Genomic DNA, 23177 nt, shown 5'->3' with positions numbered 1-23177 from the left:
TCTTAAACGAATAATTCTAGCAGGTCATTTAAAAAGCGGTGGCCTTTTTGGCTTACCTGCCAGTTATCTTTATCATCAATTAGTAAGCCTTTTGCAATTGCATCAGTCAAGGCTTGTTCCTGACTTTGCAGTGACAAACTTGTAAGCAAAGGTAAATCAGCTTTGGGGCAGGGTTCGACTAAACGAAAACGATTCATAAAGAATTCAAAAGCTAAGTCGTCTTCTGCTACTTGCCATTGTTCGTATAAATACGGTTTGGCAAGATCCATATAACCTCGAGGGTGTTTTACTTTCACCGTACGGGTGATGACTTTATTTTCATCAGTAATTTTACCATGGGCACCGCAGCCGATACCGAGATAATCGCCAAATCGCCAATAATTCAAGTTATGACGGCATTGGTAACCGGGCTTCGCGTAGCCTGAGATCTCGTATTGCTCATAACCTGCTGCTGCGAGTAACGCTTGACCTTGTTCTTGAATATCCCAAAGGGTGTCGTCATGAGGTAAGGTCGGTGGTTTAGAAGCAAACTGAGTATTCGGCTCAATGGTTAGTTGATACCACGAGATATGAGGTGGATTTAGGGCGATAATTTTTTCAAGGTCACCCAAGGCGTCTGCAACAGATTGCCCTGGTAAGCCATGCATTAAATCAAGGTTAAAGCTGTTTAGCCCCGCTTGATGCGCCTGTTTAGCCGCATAACTTGCTTCATCAGCACCATGAATACGGCCAAGGGCTTTTAGCTTGTCGTTTTGCATGCTTTGCACACCAATCGAAATACGATTGATGCCAGCGGCAACATATTCTTTAAAGCGACCTGTTTCGACAGTACCAGGGTTTGCCTCTAGGGTAATTTCACAGTCATCAGTTAGGCCAATTAATCTGTCGACTTCACCAAGTAGGCGAGTATAAGCGTCACCGGTTAATAAGCTTGGGGTGCCGCCGCCAATAAAGATGCTGTGGATTTTACGCCCTTGCACTAAATGCAAATCAGCCTTGAGATCATCAATAAGATGTTGAACGTATTCTTTTTCGGGGATTGTGCCTTTTTGGCCATGGCTATTAAAGTCACAGTATGGGCACTTTTGCACGCACCAAGGCACGTGCACATATAAACTTAAAGGCGGTAAACTCACAGGCCGCCTTTTTGCTGCAATTGCGCAAGTAATTGTTTTAAAGCTTGGCCGCGATGGCTAAGGGCATTTTTTTGCTCCTTAGTTAACTGGGCGCTCGTGCATTGCTCAGACGGTACGTAAAAAACAGGATCATAACCAAAACCACCCTGACCATCTTGGCTATAGGTGATTTCACCTTCCCAACTGGCACTACAAATAAGTGGTGTAGGGTCGTCGGCGTGGCGCATTAATACTAACACACACCAAAAACGCGCACTGCGAACTGGGTTATCAGCAAGCTCTTTTAGTAGCTTGTCGATATTATCTTGATCGCTGGCACCCGCTCCGGCAAAACGTGCAGAGTACACACCAGGTGCTCCATTTAGGCCGTCTACTTCAAGGCCAGAGTCATCAGCAATCGCAGGCATGCCTGTGATCTTTGCTGCATGGCGCGCTTTAATAATGGCGTTTTCAACAAATGTGGTGCCTGTTTCTGGCACGTCTGGCACTTGAAAATCGCTTTGTGGAACCACGTTAATATTAAGTGGGCTGAGCATACTTGCCAGCTCTTTTACTTTGCCAGGGTTACCCGTGGCTAAAACCAAGGTGTTGTTCATAGGTTAATTAATCTACGTAAAATTTTTGCTGAAACTTCAACGTTTGTACTTTGCCATTTTGATTAATTTCGATATCAAAACGGTAAATTTCTTCGTTGCTGTAATCGATTTGCGCGAGGTAATAAATCGCATCGCCTTCCACAACTTCTTTAAATGTAAGCTGTTTTTTATTACCAAGTAGGTTACGTGCAGTGCCAGTTAAAGTTGCAGTCTGCGCTGTTTTATCGGTGTTTTTTAATACCGAAATATTAATAATCCCTTTGCTAGGGCTACGCTCTAAATCATAGTTTTTAGCAATGTTTGGCTGAATAAAAGTCGATGGAAATGCAATGTAATGAACTTCCCAAGGGCCAAGAACCTTGTACTGGGCGCCTGCTTGTTCATCAGCTTTGGCAAAGGTTGTAAATAAACTCAATACAATCAAAGAAAAATAAATAAATTGCTTCATGGTATATCTCACTTAACAAAAGAGGCCTTTCGGCCCCTTACTGCTTCACGTTAAACGCTTAGCCAATTAAATCCATTACTAAAAACTGTAAAAACTGTAGACCAATAATCAACACTAAGATTGATAGGTCTAGACCACCTAGTGGTGGGATAATCTTACGAATAGGACGTAACATCGGCTCAGTTAGCTGGTGGAATACAGCCTCAATAGGGTTGTACCCTTGGCTTACCCAACTTAGTAAAGCACGAATAATTAATACCCAAAATAGTAAGTTTAAGCCTTCTTTAACTACCGTAATTAACGCTTGAATAAATACCGGACCTGGCGCCCAAGCGTTATAAAACATCAGAAAAATAACACTGAGTTTTGCTACAGCAACTAAATAAGCAAGCACTAACGAGGCAATATCAAAGCCACCCACTCCTGGGATGATTTTACGAAGTGGGTTCACTGCGAACGAAGTGGCTTTTACCACAAACTGGCTCATAGGGTTGTAAAAGTCAGCTTTTGCCGCTTGTAACCAAAAGCGTAAAAGGACCACCATTAAAAAGAGATCAAAAATAATCCCAACTAAAAAGTGCATGGCTTGCATAGTTTTACCTTCAAAAAGTAAGCTTAAAGTTCTTTTTCCATCGCTTCAGCGCGAGCAATACAGGCATCCATTGCATCTGCAACAGTGCCGACTAAACCTTGTGATTTAAGGTGTTCAACAGCTTCATGAGTCGTCCCCCCTTTAGAGGTTACGTTTGCACGTAGCTGAGAAATGCTAATGTCTGGTTGCGACAGTGCCATTTCGGCGGCACCCAGTGCTGTTTGTTGCACTAAACGGCGTGCATCTTCATCGCTAAAACCAAGTGCTTTCGCTTTTTCTTCAATAGCTTCCATAAATAAGAAGAAGTAAGCAGGTGATGAGCCTGTAACAGCGATGATGTCGTTGATTTGTGACTCTTGCTCAACCCAAACAACAATGCCTGTACACTCAAAAACTTGTTGTACAAACTCGTGCTCTTCAGCGGTTTCGCCAGCGCCATAAAGACCTGAAACACCACGGCCTAGTAATGATGGTGTATTTGGCATACAACGTACCATTTTCACATCTTGACCTAGCATTTCACGTAAACGGCTAACGGTAAGGCCTGCTGCTACTGAAATAAATAGCTTGTCGCTAAAATCAACGCCTGAATCTTGGAATGATTGGCAAAGATCGCCCATCATTTGTGGTTTAACAGATAAGACAATCACATCTGCATCGCGAAGTGCCGCGTTGTTATCCGCGGTAGTTTGCACCCCGAAATCAGCAGCAACCTTAGCTAATTTTTCTTGGTTGCGATTGGTTGCAATGATGTTTTTTGCTGCAAAACCGTTCTTTACCATGCCGCCAATGATGGCGTAGCTCATGTTACCCGTGCCTATAAATGCGATTTTTTTGTCTGACATATGTCTGTTATCACCTTTTAATTTCGTTGGCCAAATATATCCGTGCCAATGCGTACCATGGTTGAACCTGCTGCGATCGCCGCTTCAACATCATTACTCATACCCATCGACAAGGTGTCTACTTGGGGATATTGGGCCTTTAGTTTATCAAAGCAAGCGCTTAATTGCTCAAAATATTGTAATTGTAGCTGGACATCATCGGTTTTGGCAGGAATCGTCATCACACCGCGCAGGCACAAATTAGGACATTGATTGACGAATTCGGCCAATGCCATTAGCTCGTCTGGGTGGCAGCCTGACTTAGCCTCTTCTAAACTAATATTAACTTGAATTAATACATTGAGCGGGGCTTTGTCGGCTGGTCGTTGCTCATTAAGACGTTTTGCAATTTTAGTGCGGTCAACACTTTGTACCCAATCAAAATGCGTGGCTACTTGGGCACTTTTATTTGATTGAATAGGACCGATAAAGTGCCAAACAATGTCTTTATAATCTGCCAGTGCTGTAACTTTTGTTACCGCTTCTTGAACGTATGATTCGCCAAACTGGCGTTGACCATGCTCATAGGCAGCAATAATATCGTCGGCAGGTTTTGTTTTTGAAACAGCCAATAGGCTGATTGATTGCTCATCGCGGTGATTATTTTTTGCAGCTTGAGCAATTCTTGCGTAGGCGGATGTAAGTCGTTCTGCTATTGTAACCATATAATTATCAGTTGGTTGTGGAGTCATAATGGATATTACCGAATTATTGGCCTTTAGTGTGCAACACAAAGCCTCGGATTTACACTTGTCATCAGGCGTATCACCTATGATACGTGTTGATGGTGATGTGCGTCGTATTAATATTCCAGCATTAGAACAAAAAGATGTAAATAGTCTGGTATACGATATTATGAACGATAATCAGCGTAAGGACTACGAACAAAATCTCGAAGTGGATTTTTCTTTCGAAGTACCAAACCTTGCGCGTTTTCGTGTTAACGCATTTAACTCAAACCGTGGCCCTGCGGCGGTGTTTCGTACTATCCCAAGTGATGTTTTAACACTGGATGATTTAGGTGCGCCTGATATTTTTAAAACCATTTCCGATAATCCACGTGGTTTGGTGCTAGTCACCGGGCCAACGGGTTCTGGTAAATCAACCACATTAGCGGCAATGGTTGATTATATTAACCAAAATAAGCATCACCATATTTTAACTATCGAAGATCCAATCGAATTCGTACATGAGAATAAGCTGAGCCTTATTAACCAGCGTGAAGTTCACCGTGATACGCATAGCTTCTCTAATGCACTTAGAAGCGCATTACGTGAAGACCCTGACGTTATCTTAGTGGGTGAGCTGCGTGACCTTGAAACGATTCGCTTAGCGATGACCGCAGCAGAAACAGGTCACTTGGTGTTTGGTACCTTGCATACCACATCAGCACCAAAAACCATTGACCGTATCATTGACGTATTCCCAGGTGAAGAAAAAGACATGGTACGTTCAATGTTGTCAGAATCATTACGTGCCGTAATCTCGCAAACTTTACTTAAAAAAGTGGGCGGTGGCCGAGTTGCAGCTCACGAGATCATGATAGGTATTCCTGCAATCCGAAATCTGATCCGTGAAGATAAAATTGCACAAATGTATTCATCAATTCAAACCGGTGCATCGCATGGTATGCAGACCATGGATCAATGTTTAGCAAGCTTAGTTAACTACGGTATTATTACAACCAATGATGCGCGTGCTAAAGCGCAAGATAAAACCCAGTTTGGTGGTTAACGGAGCTATTTAAAATGTCTTTACCTTTAAATCATTTTTTACAAGTTATGATAGATAAAAAAGCGTCTGACTTGTTTGTTTCTAGCCAACTGCCGGTCAGTGCAAAAATCAACGGTGAGCTAGTACACCTTACCGACGAAAGGCTTTCGGATGATGCTTCTCTTGCGTTAGTTGAGTCGGCTATGAATGATAAACAACGCAAAGAGTTTCATGACACTAAAGAGTGTAACTTTGCGATTGCAACCGATGAAGGTCGTTTCCGTGTTTCTGCTTTTTGGCAGCGTGATAGAGCAGGTATGGTTATTCGCCGTATCGTGACGCAAATCCCAGATGTGAACGAACTAGGTTTACCATCAACATTAACCGATGTGATCATGGCAAAACGTGGTTTAGTACTGTTTGTGGGTGGTACAGGTACAGGTAAATCAACATCATTAGCAGCGCTTTTAGGTTATCGTAACCGCAATCAACGTGGTCATATTCTTACTATTGAAGACCCTATCGAATTTGTTCACGAACATCGTAAAAGTATCATCACCCAACGTGAAGTTGGTTTAGATACTGAAAGCTTTGAATCGGCGCTAAAAAGCTCGTTACGTCAAGCACCTGATGTGATCTTAATTGGTGAGATCCGTTCACAAGAAACCATGGAATACGCACTCAGCTTCGCTGAAACAGGTCACTTGTGTGTAGCAACACTACATGCGAACAACGCTAACCAAGCTATTGACCGTATCATGCACTTAGTACCAAAAGAAAAGCACGATAAGTTAAAGTACGACTTAGCACTTAACCTTCGTGCCATTGTTGCGCAGCAGTTGGTGCCAACTGCCGATGGGGAAGGGCGTGTTGCTGCTATCGAAATTTTGCTTAATTCACCGATGGTGGCAGAGCTTATTAAAAAAGGCGATATTGGCTCTATCAAAGAAACCATGGCTAAATCGAAAGAAATGGGCATGCAGACCTTTGACCAAGCGTTATTTGAGCTTTATAAACAGCGCCGTATTAACTACGCTGATGCGCTGCACCATGCTGACTCGCCAAATGACTTGCGCTTAATGATTAAGCTGCAAAACAATGAGCAAAGTGGTGCGGGCTTCTTACAAGGCGTGACTATTGATGGCCTTGATGGCAAGAGTGACGCGTAAATGAAATTGCGAGTAAATTTAATCGGCTGGCTATTTTTATTATTGAGTACCTTTCAGGTGTATGGCAATGATAGTAAAAGCGTGGTTATTTTTATTCGCGATGATGTGTATGACGATTACAGTCGCTTTTTGAATGGTCGCAAACCTCTTGAAGTTAAAGACTTCAGCGGTGCCTACATACGCCGTGATGTGGTCGATATGATCATAGCTCAACAAGCATTGAGTTTAGGCGGTTTTACCAAGCCATTTCGTTATCACAAAGGCAATGTTAATTATCGCAATACCAAGCTGTTAGAAGATGGCCAGCTACTATTAAGCTTCGATAGTGTGTGGTCTGTTGATGCAAAGCAGCTAGTTGAGTCGGTATATATCTCTGATCCTGTGATTAGAGATGGTGAGTATTTTGCAGGTATATTCACTTCACCGAACAATAAGAAAGTGCAGCAAGTAAAACAGCTTGCTGACTTTAAACAATTAACAGCAGTGTCAACGCCACGCTGGCAAACCGATTGGCAAACGTTATCTGCTCTGCCCTTAAAAGAGTTGCTCAGAGAAGATGAGTGGCTTGGGCAAGTCCGCACTGTATCGATGCAGTGGGTTGATTTTATGATGATGCCCTTAATGCCTAGCCTCAATAATCGCTACACATTAGAAAACATTGAACTGGTAGCTGTGCCAAACCTAGTGCTCCAGCTTAATGATAGCCGTCATTTTATTATTTCGAAGAGTCACCCCGATGGAAAAGCGGCCTTTGTTGCAATTCAAAAAGGGCTTGCGCAGCTTCGTAAAACAGGCGCAATTGAAAAAGCCTACCGAGAGGCAGGCTTTATTCCTGATTTAAACGATTATACAGTGATTAACAAGGCGCTTTAGTCGCCATAAAACTGCTCAAAAAAGCTTTCTAAGATGATCACCGCAGACATATTATCAACATTACCTTTACCAAGGTTTCGGTAGCCACCTTGTTCGAACAAACGCGCTTTGGCATCTGCCGTTGTTAGTCGTTCGTCCTGCGTTTCAACCGGTATAGCAAAGTGGTTGTGTAAGCGATTTGCGAACTTCTTAGCTTTAAAGGTAACTTCTTGATTGGTGCCGTCCATATTAAGCGGTAAACCAACCACCATTAAATCTGGTTGCCACTCATCCACCTGTTTTTTAATAAGTTGCCAATCAGGGATCCCATCTCTCGCTTTTACAGCTTGTAAGCTTGATGCTGTTCCTGTGAGCTCTTGACCAATGGCAATACCAATACTTTTGGTGCCAAAGTCAAAACCCATTACGGTGCGTTCACCGAGTGGCTTAAACGTTCGTTTTGTCATAGTTTTAAAGTTTATAAATGTTAAGCGTGGCCAGCTTCAGAGCTTAATTGCCCGATATCAAAACCCAGCATAGAAACGGCTTTTTCCCAGCGTTTTTCAACTGGGGTGTTAAAGATGATCTCAGGATCTGCTTTGATAATTAACCATGAATTCTCTAGCAGTTCCTGCTCTAACTGTCCTTGATCCCAACCAGCATAACCGAGTGTGATAATAAATTGTTCAGGAGCTTCACTCGTTGTTAGGCTTGCTAACACATCTTTTGAAGTAGTGATCATAATATCACTACTAAGTTTTTGACTCGCTGCATAACCAGGTTTTGGTGAATGCAAAACAAAACCGCGATCGGTTTTTACAGGCCCGCCTGCGTACACAGCTAAACCTGCAGCTTGCTTGCTTTTGTCGTTATCAATTTCGATTTTATCGAGTAGCTCGCCCACGGTGATATTGATAGGCTGGTTAATTACCAAGCCCATCGCACCATCTTGATTGTGCTCACAAATGTAAGTGACTGCACGCTTAAAAAAAGGGTCTTGCATGCTCGGCATCGCGATTAAGAAATGATTCTCTAATGACTGCATAGGTCGCCCCTTTTGTTGTTTAAATTAAGTATGGCTCAGTTTTCTTTCAATGGCATCAAATAAGTGACCAGTGATTGAAATGTCACAAGCGGCTTCAATCTCTTTTACACACGTTGGCGCAGTGACATTGATTTCAGTTAAACGGTCGCCAATGATATCTAGACCAACAAAAATAAGGCCTTTTTCTTTCAGCGTAGGTGCTACAGCCTCTGCAATTTTACGGTCTGAATCGCTAATCGGGCGTGCTTCACCTCTACCACCTGCTGCCAAGTTACCGCGCGTTTCGCCATTTTGTGGGATACGCGCTAGGCAATACGGCATTACTTCACCATCAACCACAAGTACGCGTTTATCGCCTTGCTTGATTTCAGGGATATAGTTTTGTGCCATTGCAAAACGACTACCATGTTCGGTTAGCGTTTCGCAGATCACACCAATATTGGCATCATCTTCTTTAACTCTAAAGATAGATGCACCACCCATACCATCTAGCGGTTTTAAAATAATATCTTTATGCTCAGCTAAAAATGCACGAATGTCTGCTTGGCTACGTGTTACTAAAGTATCTGGTGTATGTTCGCTAAACCAAGCTGTGAATAGCTTTTCGTTAGCATCGCGTAAGCTTTGCGGCTTATTGATTATAAGCGTGCCAGCTTGCTCAGCACGCTCTAAAATATAGGTAGCGTAGATGTACTCAGTATCAAAAGGCGGATCTTTACGCATTAAAATAACGTCTAAATCTGCTAAAGCAATGGTGGCTTTTTCTTCTAATTCATACCAGTGATTTACATCATCAAACACACGGGCTTTGGCGGCTGTTGCAAAGCCTTGACCTTGACGTAGAGAAAGGTCATCCATTTCAATGTAGTAAATTTCGTAACCGCGCTGTTGCGCTTCCATCATCATTGCAAAGCCAGTGTCTTTTTTAATATTAAAGCCACTAATTGGATCAGAGATTATGCCTAGCTTAATTGCCATATTTTTGCCTTAGAATCGTATGCCATACTGTGTTTTGTTACTTTGATATATGGGTGTTTTTACGGTTTTCAATTCGCTAAATCGCCAAACTGTAATTGTAATGCGCTCAATACCGTCAGAGCGGCTGTTTCTGTTCTTAGAACACGTGGGCCTAAACGAATATCAACAAAGTTTTGCTGTTTAGCAATGTCAATTTCTGCATCGGTAAAGCCACCTTCAGGGCCGACTAAAAAGCGCACCCCTTCGTTTGGTACTTGAATAGTTTTGATGCTGTGTTCAGCACGCGGGTGCAAAGTAAGTTTAATCGCATCACTTGCTTGTTCTAGCCACTCTTTTATATCGATAGGAGGGTGTACAACAGGCACTAAGTTACGGCCAGATTGTTCTGCGGCGGCAATTGCAATTTTTTGCCATTGTTGATGTTTTTTAGCAAGGCGATCACCACTTAGTTTTACGCCACAACGTTGGCTAAAAATTGGGGTGATTTCTGTGATACCAAGCTCGACTGACTTTTGAATAGTAAAATCCATTTTATCGCCACGAGAAATGCCTTGGCCCAAGTGAATCTTTAGAGGCGATTCAACATCATGATCAACAAATTCCTGTGGCTCAACGACCACATTTTTTTTGCTGACTTCAATAATTTCACTGAGGTATTCACCTCCTTTACCATTAAAAATCGAAACCTTGTCACCGACTTGCATACGCAATACTCGGCCAACATGACCTGCGGCATCATCATCAAGTGCTACTGGGGTGTTTAAAAAAATTGCTGAAGGTTGGTAAATATGTGGAACTCGCATGGTTGTCACTTATCAATAAATTTAGCAATATGGTAAGTATACAGCGGCTTAGGTGCAATTATTTATTTGTTATTTAAATTCGTCTTTGGCACTTAAAACATCTGCAGTGGTTTCTGCAATCTCAGATTGGCAAGAAAGGTGGTTAATGTGAGCAGCATCTGGGCAAGGAGTAAAGCTAAAACTATGCCCATCTTGTTGCACTAAGTAACGTATTTTGTGCAGTGAGTTATAAATAAACTTTTGGGCATCATTTGCCAATTGGTAGTCGGTCTGATTGATTAGTACACCTTGAATATCGTGGTGCTCATGTAAATAGCTGGCGAGTTCTGAGACACTAATTTCATTACTAAAATCGCAGTAGCAATAATCTTTAACGAGTTGATCAAACATGAGTTTAACCATATGGCGGCTGTTTGCGCCAGCCACCACTAAGGTTGAATTTTCAGCGTTCGCAAAATAGTGCTGAGCAAACGCGCGACTAAACTCATTGTCTATATCAACTAATAAATAATTATTAACTTTAAATGGCATAACGCCCCACGATTCAAGAACTTCCGTATCAAATTGAAAACATACTTATTAGTAAATAGCCTATTGCACCGAAAACGGCAAACTCAATACAGGCAATGCCAATGTTATCTTGGTGATCTACTTCTAACGATGTGTCGATATTAGGTAGAGAAATATATCTTATAATGTAGCTCAAAATATAAAGCAATACCCACATTGCACCGCAATGAGATACTAGAGTGAATAAATTTTCTACCATCTTACCACTAATAAATGATGCACTGGCAAGACCAGCATAACCCGCAAGTGCTAGGCCAATAGACTTACCCGCATAGCGAATGCCAATAGAGGTATTTTCAAGGTTAAAATTACTTTGTAGCGATGCGCCTTGGTTGGCTTTAGCAAATCGATACTCACGGATTTTACTATCAAGGGCAAACATACCTTGCAGTACAAAGAAGCTTACAGTGGCGATTAGCAAGCTGCTGTAGCCTTGAGTATGGCACCAGTTATATAGCCCAAGAGCAATAATACAGTTTGCGATTAGCATGCCTGAATCGACTAAGGCGGCGCAAACATTTTGCTTTAGAATGGCTGCTTCTTCATTAAAGCGATGCAAAATCCATTTACGATGAATTAAATGACCTATTTTTATAAAGGCAAACAACAACACAATGAGCAAAAGTACTTTTAGCGGGTTAGATTGGGCTGCACTTAAGCTAATTTCATCAAATATATAAGCGATAGTGGCTATAACGACCATAATTTCGCTGGCAAAGCTGATCCCCATGGCAAAGTTATCATGTTGCGCAAGCTCTTCTTTAAGCGCTTGTTTTGCTTTGATTTGCGTTAGAACACGTAGCAGTACTATAGTGACGCAAATTACAGCGAAACTAATAGCAATCGCGACTAAACTAGTGTTAGATAGTGATAAATATGACATGCAGGTCCCTGCTAAATAATTCTTTGATAATCATTCTAGTACGGTTATTGGCAAGTTAAAAGAGAGTATTTAATGAGTAATTTACACGCGCTTCCCGAGTCACTTCATCAGTTAGGCCAAACCCGCTTCGCGAGCTTGTATGAGGGGCAAACTGAGCAACAAAACATTATTAACTTGCTGTCTTTAAGTGACTTCGCGTGGAACTGCTTACAATCTCAGCCTGATTTAAAAGACTGGTTACTTGATGACAAAGAGCTTGCTAATCGTGCAGTTGAAGCTCCGTTAAGTAGTACTGAAATCAATGAGCTTGACGACAATGCTGCGATGGCAAAGCTACGTTTGTATCGAGAAAAGTACTGGTTGAAAGTGGCTTTTCTTGATTTGTGCTGTGCAAACCCAATTGCCGATAGCATCGCTTATATTTCTGCGCTTGCAAACCAGCTTATCGATAGCGCCAATCAGTGGGCGTTTGCGCAGGTAGCTAAAGTCAGTGGCATGCCGCTTGATGATGGCGGTAATGCAATGCCCATGTTAGTTTTAGGTATGGGAAAACTTGGTGGGGGAGAGCTTAACTACTCATCTGACATAGATTTAATTTTTTCTTATCCTCGCGATGTTGCAACGCAAGGGGGGCGCCGCTCCATTGAAGCGCAAGTGTTTTATACCAAAGTGGCGCAAAAGCTAATCATGGCGCTTAACCAAACCACGGTAAATGGCCAAGTATTTAGGGTTGATATGCGCCTGCGTCCATTTGGTGAAAGTGGGCCTTTGGTAATGAGTTTTCATGCAATGGAAGATTATTACCAAGAGCAAGGACGTGAGTGGGAACGCTACGCCATGCTAAAAGGGCGACTAATTGGCACTGAAAATCGGTATTGGGATGAGTTTTATGAATTGCTACGCCCATTTGTATACCGCCGCTATATAGATTTTTCGGTGATTGAATCGCTGCGCAAGATGAAGCAAATGATTGCCCAAGAGGTACGTCGAAAGCGCCTTATAAACAATATTAAATTAGGTGCAGGCGGCATTCGAGAAGTAGAGTTTGTAGTGCAAGCACTGCAAATGGTTCGAGGTGGCCGTGAAGCTAACCTACAAACTCAGTCATTGCTGGTTGCTTTAAAAGAGCTGGTTAACAACCAAGTGATGTCGAATAAAGAAGCTGAGTTATTAACACAAAACTATTTAGACTTACGTCAAATTGAGCAGTACTTACAGATTTTCGATGATAAGCAAACGCAAACCCTACCTGATGACGAGTTAAACCAGCAACGTTTATGCTATTTGCTCAACAAAGATGACTTTAATCAGTGTTTAACGAGTATTGAGCTGACCATGTCTCAAGTCCATGGTGAATTCGAACAAGTGATTGGCTTTGAAAGCGAAACAGCGGATCCGTGTGAAAGTGAGTACATTAGCGCTTGGGAAATGACCGATGTAAGCCTGATGTGTGAACCGAACCTTGACTGGCAAGTGGCGCTTGAAGATTTTAAAGCGCGTTTAACTAAGGCGAAAATTGGCAGTCGAGGCCGTGATATTCTCGATAAATTAATGCCACTTTTACTTAAGCAGTTAACAGTTACAAAAGCCAGTAGCGATGCTTTTACCATGATCTGCCAAGTGCTGAACAAGATCATCTCACGAACTGCCTACCTAGAGCTGTTATACGAAAACCCAGGTGCCTTAAATCAACTGGTTGCACTTTGTTGTCATAGTAAATGGATTGGCGAACATATCTCTCGTTACCCAATTTTACTTGATGAGCTGATCGATCCTCAGGTGCTTTATAAACCAACGCCTTTATCTGCTTACAAAGATGAAATTAGACAGTACTTCTTACGTATAGAGCATGGTGATTTAGAGCTGCAAATGGAAGCACTTCGTCAGTTTAAACAAACGCATCAGTTACGCATCGCTGCAGCCGACGCAACCGGTGTACTGAGTGTGATGAAGGTAAGCGATCACCTCACTGCGCTTGCTGAGGCAATTGTAGAGCAAGCGGTTAATATTGCATGGCATGCATGTGTTGAGCGCTTTGGTCGGCCAGCGAATACCTCAGATCAAGAAAAGGGCTTTGCGGTTATTGCATATGGCAAAACGGGCGGCTTTGAAGTTGGCTACGATTCAGACTTAGATCTGGTATTTGTGCATAACCACGATGGCAGCAGTTATACCGATGGTGATAAGTCGATTGATTCGCGTCAGTTTTACTTAAAGCTTGCACAGCGTTTAATGCATCTATTCAACACCCGCACGGCTTCGGGGATTTTGTATGAGCTTGATACTCGTTTACGTCCCGAAGGGGCATCGGGCTTACTGGCTATTAATTTAGAAAGTTACTACCACTATCAGCAAACTCAAGCATGGACCTGGGAGCATCAAGCCTTGGTTCGTTCACGCATGATTTATGGGCAAGATTCGTTGAAAGAGCGCTTTACACAAATCCGCAAAGACGTTTTGTGCCAAGCCCGCGATAATGAGAAGCTAAAGACCGATGTCGTTGAGATGCGTGAAAAAATGCGCGCTCACCTTGCTAAAGGTAATGATGATCTGTTTGATTTAAAGCAAGATAGGGGCGGTATTACAGATATCGAGTTTATCACTCAGTATCTGGTGCTAAATAATGCTATGCAACACTCTGAGCTAACAACATGGTCTGATAATGTGCGCATTTTAGCTGATGCTGCACGTTTAGGCTGTATTACTGAGCAAATGCAGCAAGAATTAGTGGCTGCATATATTGCTTATCGCTCACGTTATCATGTGATGAGTTTGAATCAGCAGGGGCGGTGTGCGCCACGTGCTGAGTTAACTCAGCACATTGACATAGTAAGTCAGGCGTGGCAACAGGTGTTTTAGCTTTTTAAGCGACGACAGTTTTCGCGCACATAAGCAGAGGGCAGCTCAGTGATAACCGCGGCTCTTTGCTTAAAGCAAAAATAAGTGTAAACCTCATTTTCGAAATCATCGTTGATGGCGCGCCCAACTTGGTAAAGTGCAGACACAAAGTTACTATCAACGCGAAAGTGGTCTTTTACTACATAATCCTTACTTAAATACCAATATAATACGATGTCTTCATTGCGAGCATAATCAGATAAGACATCTTTTAATGTTGTACCGTTTTCAAATCGTCGTGGCACAATATCACCAGTCCAGTTAGGTGATGAAGGCTCTACGACTTTTTCACGTTCAAAAAGTGCGACATCTAAGCTGGTTTCTGGCGTAGGCAATTTAAGAACGTATTTATCGCGCTCATTATTTTTGTCATTCACTTGGTTACGTAGCGCTGCATAAAAGCGCGATAAACCTTGTGCTGCAGCATTTTTGGTATCTTTCATGTCCAATACAGGACCACTACCAAATAAAAAGTAAATAGCAGCAGCAATTAAAATAAAAGCTAATGATAAATGCTTAACCCAAAACCACATTTCTAATACTCTTGTTGTTAATTAGCTTAATAAAACCATATAAACAGCAAAATGTCACTCTACTTGTAGTAAGAAGGTGCGTTCTTATCTGGGCGAGTTTTAAAACGTCGATGTAACCACATGTATTGCTCTGGGGCATTATCTATGGCTTGTTCCATTCGTTGATTGACACGTGTTACATCTTTTAGATCATCGCCACTTGGGAAATCGTGCAAAATAGGCAGTACTTCTAAATGGTATCGACCTTGTTCATCACGTCGGCTGGTTAGGCTGACAGTTTCGCAGTTTTTGCTATCAGCGAAAAGCAAAGTCCCAGTTGTTGTTGCTGTCTCTTTTACTGCATAAAAAGGCGCAAACTCACAGCGATTACGGCCATAATCTTGATCAGGAAGGTAATAGCACACTTTTTTATTTTTAAGTGCTTTTAGTAAACCCTTTACATCTCGCTTGCCAATTAAGTATTCGTTTGAGCGTAAGCGGCCATTAGTCGTAAAGTATTCCATCAAAGGATTATTATGAGGGCGATAGAAACCAATGCCTTGGTGTTTTAAACCCATGACACGGCTTGCCATTTCTAAATGAAGAATATGCGGTACAAGTAACAATACCCCTTTTCCTGATTGCTGGATTTGCTCAAAGTATTCTAGGCCCTTAATGGAGCCATATACTTTTTTTACACGCCACTCGGGCCACCACCAAGCCATGCCAGTTTCCATCATGGCAATACCGGTGTTTTCCATATTTTTACGAACTAATTCGCGCTGTTCATGTTCTGGCATATCAGGAAAGCACAAACGAATGTTGACCTCAGCGATATGGCGACGGCGTTTCATAAAGCGATGCACTAAACGGCCCAGTAGTTTACCTAGTGCAAGTTGTAATTTGTGTGGTAACCAAGAGATAAGATATAAAAAGAACACGCCAATCCAAGTTAACCAGTAACGAGGGCCTAAAAAAGACGCTTTAAAAGGAGAAGAACTAACCACAAAAAAATCTCTAAAAATAAAAAAGCTAGTTTAACTGTATGTCCTTAAAAATACAAAAAAGCCAGCACTAGGCTGGCTTTACGGTAAGGACTTTATAGAAGAAATGCTTAGATTTCTTTTAAACCTTGGTTAATTGCAACAAGGTCTTCGCTAGTTAGTGTACCAGCAGCTTGTTTCAAGCGAAGTGTTGAAACAACATAGCGGTAACGAACGTTTGCTAAATTACTTTTTGCATTATAAAGATTTTGTGTGCTGATCAGTACGTCTACGATTGTACGTGTACCCACTTCAAAGCCTGCTTCAGTTGCTTTAAGTGCACTTTCAGCAGAAACAACAGCTTGTTGTAGCGCTTTATAAGTAGCAATGTCAGACACTACTTGGTTGTACGATGTGATAACCGAGCGAGTTACTGCACGTAAGCTTGCTTCTAAATCTTCACTTGCCGCAACATAGAAAGCGCGTGCTTGATCTGTCGCTGCTGTTGTTTCACCACCTGAGTAAATAGGTAGGCTGAAGTTAACACCAATACTTGTACTATCTTCACGTGGCTGGTGTGAGTTGCTGTTTAGATCAGTTAGGCTGTCACCGTATGAAGCGCTTAATGTTAGCTTCGGATAGTGACCAGCTTTTGCTAAATCGATTTGATCTTTAGCAATATCAACCGTTACTTTTGAAACTTGCAGATTTAAGTTTTGGTCTTTTGCAATTTCAATGTAGTCAGTTGACTGCTTTTTAGGTGCAACTGTTGAAAACGTTTCAGTATTCAACATGTCTAATTTCGCGTGGTATTTACCAGTGATTTCGCGAAGTTGCTCACGCGCTGTTTCAACACTGTTCTTAGCAACGATTTCTTGTGCAACAGAGTTATCGTACTGAGCTTGCGCTTCGTGTACGTCAGTGATTGCAGTTAAACCTACCGCATAACGCTCTTTAGTTTGTTGTAATTGGCGCTCGATGGCACGTTTTTCTGCTTGAACAAACTCAAGGTTATCGATTGCACTTAGTACATTGAAGTAACCCTCAGCTACACGAACGATTAAGTCTTGGCGAGCAAAATCATACTGAGCGTTTGCTTGTAATGCTTGTTTATCTGCAATACCCAGTGAATTCCATGCACCTAAATCAAACAGTGTTTGGCTTAAGCTAATACCACGGCTAAATTCATCAGGCTCGTAGTCATATCCTGTATAACCCGTAGCATCATTACCCTCGTAAAGATCTGATTTGGTTGATTGGTAACCAAGACTTAGACCAATTTGCGGTAATAGTGCACTTAACGCGCGATCGCTCTCATAGGCTTGTGCATCTGCTTGGGCTTTTGCTTTAAGTACGGTAGGATCGTTTGCTGTCGCAATTTCGTAAACTTGTAGTAAGTCTTCAGCATAACTAGCTGTTGCAGTCAGTGCGCTTGAAAAACCGATCAGCGCAGCGAGTAGTGTTTTTTTCATTGTTCGTTCAGTCCTTAGACAATTTTGTACTATCACCATGGTACTCTTTTTTAATGAATAACCAAAAAAAAATTACGTAAATCTGCATGTCCAAGTGTAACAGAATATAATTGGCCGTAACATTTACTTAAAACGCAAAGGAAATAGTGAATGAAAATATCAGCAATCTCACAATTTAATCATGATGACATAGAGTTAAAGCCGATTGAGCGTGTTTATGATGGTTTCTTTAAAATTAATACTTACCGCTTTCATCATGCATTGTTTTCAGGTGGTAAATCAGTAGAAGTTAAACGCGAAATTTTAGAGCGCGGCCATGCTGTAGCTGTACTTCCTTATGACTCGGCGACTGACCAAGTTTTGTTAATCGAACAAGTCAGAATTGGTGCGCTCGCATCAAAGCAGTCACCTTGGTTACTTGAATGTATTGCAGGCATGGCAGATGGCAGTACTGATTATGAAGAGGTTGCTAAGCGCGAAGCGTTCGAAGAAGCGGGAATTGAGCTTAACGAGCTAGAATTTATGATGTCGTATCTTTCAAGCCCCGGCGGCACCACTGAGCGTTTGTATTTATATTTAGCGCGCACTGACTTAGCAGGGTATCAAGGTGGTATTTTTGGCCTTGATAATGAAGATGAAGATATCAAAACCCATGTAATGTCATACGATGAAGCTATGCTGCGGCTAGAACAGGGTGAAATTGATAATGCAGCGACAGTTATCTCATTACAGTGGTTAGCACTGAATAAGCAACGTATACTGTCTGATTGGAAAAACTCATAGGGGATTATTTTGTCGTACGTCACTGCCCAGCAGCGTTATATTCAAAGCCTACCTAAGTACTTAACTTTGTGTGAGCATAATTACGTGCGTGCGCTAAAGCTATTACCCAATGAGCGCCGTATAGGTCAGGAGCGAAAGGTACAATTAGGGCACAGCACTTTTGCGGTTAAAGTTGACGATACAGCAAAATACACCACAGATATTTCTATCAAACAAGAAGCCGGTAATTTGCCTTCGGTTAAGCCTTTGTATTTAACGGTACGTATGTATCATGATGCGAAAGTCGCTGAAATTGTGCATCATGATTTTCATCAGCGCATCAAGCCTTCCTATGCTTACCCGAATCCGAATATGCATCAAAAAGATGAAAAATATCAGCTTAACGCCTTTTTGTATGACTGGCTGGTGGCTTGTGTTGAAAACGGCCGAGCAGTCTTAAATTGGGATGTAAATAATGGCTTGGTTTAGTAACGCCTACCATTTTGATAAAACAGCATTGAAAGTTGCCCATATCACTGATTGCCACTTATCAAAAGACACAACGGGTGAATACTTTAACGTAAATACGGCAGCGTATTTTGGGCGCTGTTTACAGGCTATTGCTGAGCTCGATGTGGATTGTGTGGTATTTGGTGGTGATTTAACACAAGATCACAGCACGGAGTCTTACCAGCTTTTTGCTAAATTAATAGCAGACTCAGCGCTGAGTTGTCCGGTGTTTTGGTTGCCGGGTAATCATGATGAACTTGGTGAATATGAAAAGCTTTCAAGCCCGCAAATTTTAAACAATAAGCGCATTACCTTTTTAGGTGGGCAGCTGCTGTTGGCAAACTCAAAAGGCCCGACGCCAGCAGGTTGGGTAACACAAGCGCATTTAGATGAATTAAGCCAAGCAATAGGGCAGGTACCTAGCGTGGTGTTTTGTCATCATAACCCGCTGCCTATTCAAGCCTATCTAGATAAACATATGCTAGAAAATGGCCCGCAGTTTTTAAATACCTGCGTTAATACTGAGCAGTGTGTGGGTGTGTTCCATGGTCATGTGCATCATGAGTACAGGCAAACCTACCGTGACCTTAGTGTGTATGCGACTCCAGCCAGCTCAATCCAATTTACCAAACACACTATGGCGTGGCAGCAAGAGGATTTAGGCCCCGCATTTCGAATCATCGACTTAATAATTGATGAGCAACAATACTTACTGTTAAGCACGGATGTAGTATGGCTAAACGAGTAATTTATATTCATGGCTTTAATAGCTCTGAGCAATCTTACAAAGCCGTTCGTTTTGGTGAGCACATGGCGCAATTTGATGTCGATTATCAGGTGCCGCGATTAACTCATGAGCCATTACATGCAATTTTACAATTAGAACAACTGCTAAATGATGATACTGTATTACTAGGTAGTTCATTAGGCGGTTTTTATGCGACCTATTTGTCGCAACGTTATTCGATACCAGCGGTGGTCATTAACCCTGCGGTTCGCCCATTTGAGTTACTCGATAACTATTTAGGGGAAAACTATAACCCGTATCAAGATAGTCATTATGAACTTGATACTCGTCACATGGATGCATTGCGCAGCTTATATTTGCCGCAATTAGACACCCCTTCATTGATTTATTTGCTACAGCAAACGGGCGATGAAGTACTGCCGTTTCAGCAGGCGGTTAAATATTATTCTCAGTGTAAGCAACACGTTGAATTTGGAGGCGATCATAGTTTTATCGGCTTCGAACAAACCTTTGCAAGTATTGTAGATTTTCTTAAAATCACGTAAAACATAGCTAAGCGCATAAAAGATATAAAAACTATGAGTCAGCAAAATTATAACGCCGAAGCAATTGAAGTCTTAAACGGATTAGAGCCCGTAAAACGCCGCCCAGGTATGTATACCGACACGGTTCGACCTAATCATTTAGGTCAAGAAGTTATCGATAACAGTGTCGATGAAGCAATGGCAGGTCATGCCACTAAAATAGATGTCATCCTTCATGAAGATAACTCCCTTGAGGTTATCGATGATGGCCGTGGTATGCCAATTGATATTCACCCTGAGGAAGGTATTCCGGGTGTGGAACTTATTTTTACCAAGCTGCACGCCGGTGGTAAGTTCTCTAATAAAAACTATCAGTTTTCGGGTGGTTTACACGGTGTAGGTATTTCGGTTGTAAATGCGCTATCGACTCGTGTTGAAGTCACTGTGCGCCGTGATGCGCAGCAATTTCGTATGGCCTTTGAAAACGGTGACAAGGTTGAAGACTTAAACGTCATTGGCACTGTAGGTAAACGTAACACAGGTACAACCGTGCGTTTTTGGCCTGATGCTAGCTATTTTGACTCAGCTAACTTTTCTATCACTAAGCTTAATCACTTATTAAAAGCCAAAGCGGTATTATGCCCAGGCCTGCGCATTAAGTTTACCAACAAGCAAACCAAAGAAAGCCAAGAATGGTATTACGAAACTGGCTTAAAAGATTATCTAGTTGAAGCTGTTAAAGGTTTTGAAGTATTACCAAAAGAGCCGTTTATTGGTGACTTTTCAAGTTCAACAGAAGGCGCTGACTGGGCTGTTGTTTGGCTACCTGAAGGCGGTGAATCAATCGCTGAAAGTTATGTAAACTTAATTCCTACCGCGCAAGGCGGTACGCATGTTAATGGTTTACGACAAGGCTTGCTTGAAGCAATGCGTGAATTCTGCGAATTCAGAAACTTATTACCACGTGGTGTAAAGCTAACACCAGATGATATTTGGGAGCGCTGTAGCTACGTATTATCGGTTAAAATGCAAGACCCACAATTTGCTGGCCAAACAAAAGAGAAGCTTTCATCTCGCTCATGTGCTGCATTTGTATCTGGTGTAGTGAAAGACTCATTTAGTTTATGGTTAAACGAGCATACAGAAACGGCAGAATTATTAGCTGAGTTATGTATCTCAAATGCGCAGCGCCGTTTACGTGCTGCTAAAAAAGTTGTGCGTAAGCGTGTTACCTCAGGCCCTGCATTACCGGGTAAATTAACTGACTGTAGCGCCCAAGATAATGACCGTACTGAACTGTTTTTAGTAGAGGGTGACTCAGCGGGTGGCTCAGCAAAACAAGCGCGCGACCGTGAGTTCCAAGCAATTATGCCGCTGCGCGGTAAAATCTTAAATACCTGGGAAGTTGAGTCTGGGCAGATTTTAGCATCGCAAGAGGTGCATGATATTTCTGTCGCTTTGGGGATTGACCCTGATTCAAGTGATTTATCTGGTCTGCGTTATAACAAAATTTGTATTTTGGCCGATGCTGACTCGGATGGATTGCACATTGCTACCTTGCTTTGTGCGCTGTTTGTTCGCCACTTTCCATCGCTTATCAAACAAGGCCATGTGTATGTAGCGATGCCACCGCTATTTCGTATCGACATCGGTAAAGAGGTGTATTACGCCCTTGATGAAGACGAAAAGAACGGTATTTTAGCGCGCATTGAAGCTGAGAAAAAACGCGGCAAAGTGAACGTGCAACGCTTCAAAGGGTTAGGTGAAATGAACCCATTACAACTGCGCGAAACCACCATGGATCCTAATACGCGTCGTTTAGTACAGCTTACTTTGGATGAAGAAGAGCAAACCATGGAGATGATGGACATGCTACTTGCGAAAAAGCGTTCGTCAGACCGTCGTCAGTGGTTAGAAGATCACGGTAACCGCGCAGAAGTTTAATAAAGGGTGTAGCAACCTAGTTGCTAGCAAAGAATTAAAGGGCAAGACAAAAATGAAAAAACTACTGACCTCATTATTATCGCTGAGCTTGTTATCAGCGCCTGTAATGGCAAAAGATATTCTTGATAAGTTAACAGTTGCTGATGGCTTTGCTATAAGCCTGTTTGCCGATGATGTTGAAAACGCGCGTCAAATCGCGGTATCAAAAAGAGGCATTGTTTACGCAGGTTCGCGTAAAGCAGGTAATGTTTATGCACTGATTGACCATAACAGTGATGGTGTTGCGGATAAAAAGATTGTCATAGCTACTGGCCTTGAAATGCCATCAGGTTTAGCGATTAAAGATGGTGATTTATATGTGGCTGAAGTGTCACGTATCATTCGTTTTAAAGACGTAGACAAAAACCTAAAAGATCCTAAATTTGACGTGGTATACGACAAGTTTCCAACTGATCGTCACCATGGTTGGAAGTTTATTAGTTTTGCGCCAACCGGTGAGCTAATTGTACCTGTGGGTGTACCATGTAACATTTGCGCTGAAGACGACAAATACGGCCGCATCTTCTCGTTAGATGTGGATACAAAAGAAATTAAAACCATCGCCAAAGGTGTTCGTAACTCAGTTGGTTTTGATTATCACCCTACAACGAATGCATTTTGGTTTAGTGATAACGGCCGTGACATGATGGGCGATGACATGCCACCTTGTGAAATTAACCGTGTTGGTGAAGGTGAAGAGGGCGCGCATTATGGCTTTCCTTATGTTCACGCTGGGGCGATTTTAGACCCTGAGTTTGGCAAAGGTAAAAGTATTGCTGACTACAAATCGCCAGCCCTTGCACTTGGTGCTCATGTTGCTCCTCTAGGTATTCATTTTTATAACGGTAAGCAGTTTCCTGCTAAATACAAAGAGCAGCTTTTTGTTGCTGAGCATGGTTCGTGGAACCGTAGTAAAAAATCAGGCTATAAAGTGATGCTAGCAAATGTTGAACAAGGTCGTATTACTAAGTACACCCCGTTCATCACAGGCTTTATGCAAAACGAAGAAACATTTGGTCGCCCGGTTGCATTTGCAGAGCTTGCAGATGGCAGCTTATTGATCTCAGACGACTTTGCTAATGTGATCTATCGCGTTAGTGCTAAGAAAAAATAGGT

The 23177-nt window shown here is 42.1% G+C and carries 25 protein-coding genes; 10 read left to right on the top strand and 15 right to left on the bottom strand.

Annotated elements, in window-relative coordinates; translation table 11 throughout:
- Window positions 1–2 precede the first annotated feature (2 nt).
- Genes hemW through ABMY41_RS04670 form a run of 6 tightly spaced genes read right to left on the bottom strand, consistent with a single transcriptional unit; the run spans window position 3 to window position 4348 of the window.
- Window positions 3–1136 (bottom strand): radical SAM family heme chaperone HemW, encoded by a 1134-nt coding sequence (gene hemW, locus ABMY41_RS04695; protein WP_063527263.1) that lies wholly within the window; start codon window positions 1134–1136, stop codon window positions 3–5.
- Entirely contained in the window at window positions 1133–1732 is a 600-nt protein-coding gene (locus ABMY41_RS04690; RefSeq protein ID WP_062566133.1) for an XTP/dITP diphosphatase, read from the bottom strand. Before ABMY41_RS04690 ends, hemW begins: the two co-directional genes overlap by 4 nt.
- Window positions 1733–1739: 7 nt before the next feature.
- Window positions 1740–2180 carry a DUF4426 domain-containing protein gene (locus ABMY41_RS04685; protein WP_287242933.1) on the bottom strand — a complete coding sequence of 147 codons (441 nt, stop codon included), beginning with the start codon at window positions 2178–2180 and terminating at the stop codon, window positions 1740–1742.
- A gap of 58 nt (window positions 2181–2238) precedes the next feature.
- Window positions 2239–2772 (bottom strand): YggT family protein, encoded by a 534-nt coding sequence (locus tag ABMY41_RS04680; RefSeq protein WP_058586592.1) that lies wholly within the window; start codon window positions 2770–2772, stop codon window positions 2239–2241.
- 23 nt (window positions 2773–2795) lie between these two features.
- Window positions 2796–3617 (bottom strand): pyrroline-5-carboxylate reductase, encoded by an 822-nt coding sequence (gene proC, locus ABMY41_RS04675; protein ID WP_062566131.1) that lies wholly within the window; start codon window positions 3615–3617, stop codon window positions 2796–2798.
- 17 nt (window positions 3618–3634) lie between these two features.
- Window positions 3635–4348: a YggS family pyridoxal phosphate-dependent enzyme gene (locus tag ABMY41_RS04670; RefSeq protein WP_287242935.1), complete on the bottom strand. Its 714-nt coding sequence runs from the start codon at window positions 4346–4348 to the stop codon at window positions 3635–3637.
- 1 nt (window position 4349) lies between these two features.
- On the opposite strand from ABMY41_RS04670, the gene ABMY41_RS04665 reads away from it, so the two are divergent.
- The 3 genes from ABMY41_RS04665 to ABMY41_RS04655 are packed head-to-tail and all read left to right on the top strand — an operon-like array spanning window position 4350 to window position 7411.
- On the top strand, window positions 4350–5390 hold the full coding sequence (locus tag ABMY41_RS04665; RefSeq protein WP_217874943.1) for a type IV pilus twitching motility protein PilT: 1041 nt from the start codon (window positions 4350–4352) through the stop codon (window positions 5388–5390).
- Between the two features lie 14 nt (window positions 5391–5404).
- Window positions 5405–6538: a PilT/PilU family type 4a pilus ATPase gene (locus ABMY41_RS04660; protein WP_175078647.1), complete on the top strand. Its 1134-nt coding sequence runs from the start codon at window positions 5405–5407 to the stop codon at window positions 6536–6538.
- Window positions 6539–7411: a hypothetical protein gene (locus ABMY41_RS04655; protein WP_251603475.1), complete on the top strand. Its 873-nt coding sequence runs from the start codon at window positions 6539–6541 to the stop codon at window positions 7409–7411.
- Here ABMY41_RS04655 and ruvX read toward each other — a convergent pair.
- From ruvX to ABMY41_RS04625, 6 genes are all read right to left on the bottom strand, one after another.
- The gene (ruvX, locus tag ABMY41_RS04650; RefSeq protein WP_054562738.1) at window positions 7408–7857 is read right to left on the bottom strand and encodes a Holliday junction resolvase RuvX; all 450 of its coding nucleotides are present in this window, start codon (window positions 7855–7857) and stop codon (window positions 7408–7410) included. The two genes, ABMY41_RS04655 and ruvX, sit on opposite strands and share 4 nt — an antisense overlap.
- A 20-nt stretch (window positions 7858–7877) precedes the next feature.
- Window positions 7878–8435: a YqgE/AlgH family protein gene (locus tag ABMY41_RS04645; protein WP_054562737.1), complete on the bottom strand. Its 558-nt coding sequence runs from the start codon at window positions 8433–8435 to the stop codon at window positions 7878–7880.
- Between the two features lie 24 nt (window positions 8436–8459).
- On the bottom strand, window positions 8460–9413 hold the full coding sequence (gene gshB, locus ABMY41_RS04640; protein WP_349274246.1) for a glutathione synthase: 954 nt from the start codon (window positions 9411–9413) through the stop codon (window positions 8460–8462).
- A gap of 68 nt (window positions 9414–9481) precedes the next feature.
- Complete coding sequence (gene rsmE / locus ABMY41_RS04635) at window positions 9482–10216, bottom strand: 16S rRNA (uracil(1498)-N(3))-methyltransferase (protein ID WP_349274245.1); 735 nt, start codon at window positions 10214–10216, stop codon at window positions 9482–9484.
- Between the two features lie 69 nt (window positions 10217–10285).
- Window positions 10286–10747 (bottom strand): hypothetical protein, encoded by a 462-nt coding sequence (locus ABMY41_RS04630; RefSeq protein ID WP_287242940.1) that lies wholly within the window; start codon window positions 10745–10747, stop codon window positions 10286–10288.
- 28 nt (window positions 10748–10775) lie between these two features.
- A complete protein-coding gene (locus tag ABMY41_RS04625) occupies window positions 10776–11669 on the bottom strand; it encodes a hypothetical protein (RefSeq protein ID WP_349274244.1) in 894 nt (297 codons plus the stop codon).
- A 72-nt stretch (window positions 11670–11741) separates the two neighbouring features.
- Here ABMY41_RS04625 and glnE point away from each other — a divergent pair, with 72 nt between their 5' ends.
- A complete protein-coding gene (gene glnE, locus ABMY41_RS04620; RefSeq protein ID WP_349274243.1) occupies window positions 11742–14528 on the top strand; it encodes a bifunctional [glutamate--ammonia ligase]-adenylyl-L-tyrosine phosphorylase/[glutamate--ammonia-ligase] adenylyltransferase in 2787 nt (928 codons plus the stop codon).
- Here glnE and ABMY41_RS04615 read toward each other — a convergent pair.
- From ABMY41_RS04615 to tolC, 3 genes are all read right to left on the bottom strand, one after another.
- Entirely contained in the window at window positions 14525–15100 is a 576-nt protein-coding gene (locus ABMY41_RS04615) for a TcpQ domain-containing protein (protein ID WP_289097448.1), read from the bottom strand. The genes glnE and ABMY41_RS04615 overlap by 4 nt on opposite strands.
- Before the next feature lie 59 nt (window positions 15101–15159).
- Entirely contained in the window at window positions 15160–16086 is a 927-nt protein-coding gene (gene lpxL, locus ABMY41_RS04610; protein ID WP_175078640.1) for an LpxL/LpxP family Kdo(2)-lipid IV(A) lauroyl/palmitoleoyl acyltransferase, read from the bottom strand.
- 107 nt (window positions 16087–16193) lie between these two features.
- The gene (gene tolC / locus ABMY41_RS04605; RefSeq protein ID WP_349274242.1) at window positions 16194–17534 is read right to left on the bottom strand and encodes an outer membrane channel protein TolC; all 1341 of its coding nucleotides are present in this window, start codon (window positions 17532–17534) and stop codon (window positions 16194–16196) included.
- A 150-nt stretch (window positions 17535–17684) separates the two neighbouring features.
- Between tolC and ABMY41_RS04600 the strand changes: the two genes are divergently transcribed.
- The 6 genes from ABMY41_RS04600 to ABMY41_RS04575 are packed head-to-tail and all read left to right on the top strand — an operon-like array spanning window position 17685 to window position 23175.
- On the top strand, window positions 17685–18317 hold the full coding sequence (locus ABMY41_RS04600) for an NUDIX domain-containing protein (protein ID WP_287243441.1): 633 nt from the start codon (window positions 17685–17687) through the stop codon (window positions 18315–18317).
- Window positions 18318–18326: 9 nt separating this feature from the next.
- Window positions 18327–18785, top strand: coding sequence for a DUF1249 domain-containing protein (locus tag ABMY41_RS04595; protein ID WP_251603491.1), 459 nt, complete (start codon window positions 18327–18329; stop codon window positions 18783–18785).
- Complete coding sequence (locus tag ABMY41_RS04590; protein ID WP_252949031.1) at window positions 18772–19554, top strand: metallophosphoesterase; 783 nt, start codon at window positions 18772–18774, stop codon at window positions 19552–19554. Before ABMY41_RS04595 ends, ABMY41_RS04590 begins: the two co-directional genes overlap by 14 nt.
- A complete protein-coding gene (locus tag ABMY41_RS04585; RefSeq protein WP_175078638.1) occupies window positions 19539–20099 on the top strand; it encodes a YqiA/YcfP family alpha/beta fold hydrolase in 561 nt (186 codons plus the stop codon). Before ABMY41_RS04590 ends, ABMY41_RS04585 begins: the two co-directional genes overlap by 16 nt.
- 33 nt (window positions 20100–20132) lie before the next feature.
- Window positions 20133–22022 carry a DNA topoisomerase IV subunit B gene (gene parE, locus ABMY41_RS04580; protein ID WP_054552648.1) on the top strand — a complete coding sequence of 630 codons (1890 nt, stop codon included), beginning with the start codon at window positions 20133–20135 and terminating at the stop codon, window positions 22020–22022.
- Between the two features lie 52 nt (window positions 22023–22074).
- On the top strand, window positions 22075–23175 hold the full coding sequence (locus ABMY41_RS04575) for a PQQ-dependent sugar dehydrogenase (RefSeq protein WP_175078637.1): 1101 nt from the start codon (window positions 22075–22077) through the stop codon (window positions 23173–23175).
- Window positions 23176–23177: the final 2 nt, after the last annotated feature.

Origin of the sequence: Pseudoalteromonas sp. BZA4, assembly GCF_040104395.1 — a bacterium.
GTDB lineage: Bacteria > Pseudomonadota > Gammaproteobacteria > Enterobacterales > Alteromonadaceae > Pseudoalteromonas.
This window is presented reverse-complemented; position numbering and strand designations above follow the sequence as displayed.

Bases quoted from the DNA above. Each gene is read 5' to 3' on its own strand.
- ABMY41_RS04690 (WP_062566133.1), bottom strand. From the start codon at position 1,732: ATGAACAACACCTTGGTTTTAGCCACGGGTAACCCTGGCAAAGTAAAA.
- ABMY41_RS04685 (WP_287242933.1), bottom strand. From the start codon at position 2,180: ATGAAGCAATTTATTTATTTTTCTTTGATTGTATTGAGTTTATTTACA.
- ABMY41_RS04680 (WP_058586592.1), bottom strand. From the start codon at position 2,772: ATGCAAGCCATGCACTTTTTAGTTGGGATTATTTTTGATCTCTTTTTA.
- proC (WP_062566131.1), bottom strand. From the start codon at position 3,617: ATGTCAGACAAAAAAATCGCATTTATAGGCACGGGTAACATGAGCTAC.
- ABMY41_RS04670 (WP_287242935.1), bottom strand. From the start codon at position 4,348: ATGACTCCACAACCAACTGATAATTATATGGTTACAATAGCAGAACGA.
- ABMY41_RS04665 (WP_217874943.1), top strand. From the start codon at position 4,350: ATGGATATTACCGAATTATTGGCCTTTAGTGTGCAACACAAAGCCTCG.
- ABMY41_RS04660 (WP_175078647.1), top strand. From the start codon at position 5,405: ATGTCTTTACCTTTAAATCATTTTTTACAAGTTATGATAGATAAAAAA.
- ABMY41_RS04655 (WP_251603475.1), top strand. From the start codon at position 6,539: ATGAAATTGCGAGTAAATTTAATCGGCTGGCTATTTTTATTATTGAGT.
- ruvX (WP_054562738.1), bottom strand. From the start codon at position 7,857: ATGACAAAACGAACGTTTAAGCCACTCGGTGAACGCACCGTAATGGGT.
- ABMY41_RS04645 (WP_054562737.1), bottom strand. From the start codon at position 8,435: ATGCAGTCATTAGAGAATCATTTCTTAATCGCGATGCCGAGCATGCAA.
- gshB (WP_349274246.1), bottom strand. From the start codon at position 9,413: ATGGCAATTAAGCTAGGCATAATCTCTGATCCAATTAGTGGCTTTAAT.
- rsmE (WP_349274245.1), bottom strand. From the start codon at position 10,216: ATGCGAGTTCCACATATTTACCAACCTTCAGCAATTTTTTTAAACACC.
- ABMY41_RS04630 (WP_287242940.1), bottom strand. From the start codon at position 10,747: ATGCCATTTAAAGTTAATAATTATTTATTAGTTGATATAGACAATGAG.
- ABMY41_RS04625 (WP_349274244.1), bottom strand. From the start codon at position 11,669: ATGTCATATTTATCACTATCTAACACTAGTTTAGTCGCGATTGCTATT.
- glnE (WP_349274243.1), top strand. From the start codon at position 11,742: ATGAGTAATTTACACGCGCTTCCCGAGTCACTTCATCAGTTAGGCCAA.
- ABMY41_RS04615 (WP_289097448.1), bottom strand. From the start codon at position 15,100: ATGTGGTTTTGGGTTAAGCATTTATCATTAGCTTTTATTTTAATTGCT.
- tolC (WP_349274242.1), bottom strand. From the start codon at position 17,534: ATGAAAAAAACACTACTCGCTGCGCTGATCGGTTTTTCAAGCGCACTG.
- ABMY41_RS04600 (WP_287243441.1), top strand. From the start codon at position 17,685: ATGAAAATATCAGCAATCTCACAATTTAATCATGATGACATAGAGTTA.
- ABMY41_RS04590 (WP_252949031.1), top strand. From the start codon at position 18,772: ATGGCTTGGTTTAGTAACGCCTACCATTTTGATAAAACAGCATTGAAA.
- ABMY41_RS04585 (WP_175078638.1), top strand. From the start codon at position 19,539: ATGGCTAAACGAGTAATTTATATTCATGGCTTTAATAGCTCTGAGCAA.
- parE (WP_054552648.1), top strand. From the start codon at position 20,133: ATGAGTCAGCAAAATTATAACGCCGAAGCAATTGAAGTCTTAAACGGA.
- ABMY41_RS04575 (WP_175078637.1), top strand. From the start codon at position 22,075: ATGAAAAAACTACTGACCTCATTATTATCGCTGAGCTTGTTATCAGCG.